This is a genomic window from Streptomyces sp. MBT65 (assembly GCF_016612545.1).
Classification (GTDB): domain Bacteria; phylum Actinomycetota; class Actinomycetes; order Streptomycetales; family Streptomycetaceae; genus Streptomyces.
Map to the genome: position 1 here is coordinate 1 of NZ_JAENRY010000579.1, position 2,792 is coordinate 2,792.

The 2,792-nt window shown below is 72.9% G+C and carries 1 pseudogene; it reads left to right on the top strand.

The annotated features are described in order from the left end of the window. Positions 1 to 2,792, top strand: a pseudogene (locus JHN63_RS50580) (hypothetical protein); the annotation flags it as partial.

The following is a 2,792-nucleotide window of genomic DNA, read 5'->3' on the forward strand; positions in this document are numbered from 1 at the left end:
GGGACGCTCGCCGACGGGCAGTACTCCCTGGAGATCCAGGCGGTCGCCCACCGGCCCCGACTCCTGGACACCACCCGGCAGTATCTGGAGACGGGCGTCTCGGCCACCGACAGCGCCCAGCAGCTCAAGTCCCTCGGCAAGGCACGTCAGTGGGGCACCACCGGCGTGGCCACCCAGAACCCGTCCACGCCGGCGGAAAAGGGCAGCGGCGGTCCCGAGTCGGACGGTTCGGTCTCCACCAGCCAGACCAGCGGCAAGCCGAACAAGCTCCAGCTCAACCCGTCGGTACGGCTCAACCAGGTGTCCCGCACCGACACCTCCGACACCCTCTCCGTCAGTACGGGCGTCAACCGCACCCCCACCGAGAGCGGCAACCTGCATCGCGTGGTCGCGGACGTCACCTATGTGGTCACTGTCCGCGCGGGTTCCCGCACGCTGCTCAACGGGGTCCTCGACCTCGGCACGATCGAGCCCGTCAGCTTCGCGGTGAACGTCCCGGACGGCCTCCAGTTCCTGATGACGCAAGGCCAACTCGACCGTGACGCACGGTGGATGGGCTCGGTGCAGGGGCTCACCCCCACGCCCGTCCAGGGCCAGGCCCCGCTGCCGGCGGCGTTCGTACGGAACCGGCAACTGGGACTCGGCGGCGTCCTCTCGGTCACCGAGTACGAGACGGCCCCCGCCCCCGCGGCCGTCGCCGGCCAGATCCCGCTGGTGCCGGTCAACGGCAGGGAGCGGCGCGGCCAGGTCGGGCGCGAGCTGCTGGACCTGGTCGAGACCGAGGCACCCGGCGTGATCGACCCCGGGCACTCCGGCTACCAGCAGGGTGTGCACAGCCGGATCATGCAGCTCACCTCGACCGGCGGACTGCGCTCGCTGCCGGGCCGCGGCCCGGACGGCACCCAGGACCCGGCCACCACCCGCTTCCACTTCCGCCACCACGCCTACGGCGGTGAGCGGTTGGTCGAGGTCATGCTGACGGCGGTGCCCCGTCGGGCCCAGAACCCGGCCGACATCCGGGGGACCACGACGCCCGGCTCGGGGCTCGAACAGTGGCAGTCGCACACCGCGGCGGGCCGTTCCCTCGCCCGCGCCGCGGTCGGGCAGGTGCAGCTGCCGATCACGATCACCAACCGCTATCTCCGCCCGTTCCGGGATCCCGAGGACTCCAGGACGGACCGCGCCGCGCCGGTGCTCACCCCGCAGTCGGCCAGCAGCGTCTCGGTGCGACGGGCGACCACGGCGGACAACCGCTTCTGGCTGCGCACCGACCACGGCGCCGACTTCGACGGCCTGCGCTACGACTACGAGCTCTCCGTCCGCTCCGCGCTGGTCGTCGACTGGCCGCCCAATGTCATCGGCGGTCTCATCCAGAACGGTGTCATCGCCTGGGCCGACGCGGACGGTGACGTACGCCGGTGGTTCGACGCGATGCTGGCAGGGGGCAACTCGCGCACCAGCACCGTCCCGGTCCGGCTGGCGCTGCGGTTCACCGGCACCGAGGCCACCGCACCCGGCGGCCCGGCCCGGGCGAACGCCCCGTCCGTCGTCTCCGATGTCGACCCGCGCAACACCGTGCGGCCGGCCGGCCCGGCCGCGGGCCCGTATCTCACCGACGCGCAGATGTTCCATCCGGTGGGGCCCACCCCGGCGTTCCACTTCGACGGCTGGGCGCATCTGGAGACGGCGCTGAACCAGGTGGCCCCGCGCTTCGGACCGAGCTGGCACGCGCAGATCACGTCCGTGTCGGTGGAGGGACAGGCCGTCCGGCTGGGCCAGTTGATCCAGGCCGGGCGGGTCGCCCTCGACCGCCCCCGGCGGGTCGCCGACCTCACCGCCGAGATGCCCGGCACCGCGCCCTTCGAAGGGGCGCCCTCGCACCCCCCGACGATCGCGGTGACCCTGTACAACCCCCGCCGTTCCACGCACGCCGACGACGTCACGCTCGACCAGCTCCACAACACCACCGACACGGTGAGCACGGCCGCAGGCGCCGACCACTCCTTCGCGACCTCGTTCACGGAGCTTCTCAGCGGCGACGAAGGCAACCACGAGATCGCCGGTCTCAGTGTGCCGCTCGCGCAGCGGCAGACCCAGCCCTCCGCCTTCGGCGGCACCACCACCGGCAGCCGCCGCGACTGGCTGAAGTCCGGCAGCACCTCCGCGCCCGCCAACGGGGCGCGTGGCACGCGGAGTTACGTCGTCGACGCCGATGCCCACCTCCTCGTCGAGGGACCGCGGGGCACTCAGCACGTCACCGGTACGGTCACCCTCCGCGTCGAGGAGCGTGACCTCCTCGGCCACGGTCTGCTCGCCCCGGCCGAGTTCCCGCCGGACGTCCACGACCTGCCCGCGCTCGTCCCCGACTGGGCCGATGCCGAGCCGCACACGCTGCCCGAGCGCCTGCACGCCGCGATTCCCGTCGGCAGGGACGGCGTCCAGTTCTGGGTGGCCCTCGGCGACGACCCGCAGGGCGCCCGCCTCGGCCAGGCCCTCTACATGGCCTCCCGTACGGCCGTGCTCGGCCATCGCCCGGTGGAACTGATGACCCGTGACCAACAGGGCGTCCGCCGCTGGGAGTTCACCCCCGAAGGGGCCCTCGTCACCGCCGACCCCGACCTGACCACCGCGTGGAACGCCTTCGACGCGCAGGCCGAAATCCTCCAGAACGCCACCGACACCCTCGCCGACACCCCGCGCCTGCTGAACCTCCGCGTCGCCGCCCGCCGACAGGCCAACGCGGCCGTGTACACCCCGTTGGCCTGTCGGCGGGCGGCGACGCGGAGGTTCAG